Consider the following 213-nt stretch of genomic DNA (forward strand, 5'->3'; position numbering starts at 1 on the left):
TAAATCAACTAACGATTGTCGAACAAAACTGGTTAGGTGGCGGTTGGACAGAAGGGCCAGAACAAGGCGGTACAGGTTGGGAAACAGTCGCACAACGTGTACATCCATATGACCCGAATATGTACTTTGTGCGTCCTAACTTTAAAGCAGCAGAAAAAATTACATGGAATTGGTCAGGACGTTTTACAGCTAACACAACGATTAAAGTAAGAC

Annotated in this window: 1 pseudogene; it reads left to right on the forward strand. The window is 42.7% G+C overall.

Annotated elements, in window-relative coordinates:
* Nucleotides 1-213: pseudogene (locus D9V42_RS15040) on the forward strand (CHAP domain-containing protein); the annotation flags it as partial.

The sequence above is a fragment of the Staphylococcus pseudoxylosus genome (assembly GCF_003697915.1).
Classification (GTDB): domain Bacteria; phylum Bacillota; class Bacilli; order Staphylococcales; family Staphylococcaceae; genus Staphylococcus; species Staphylococcus pseudoxylosus.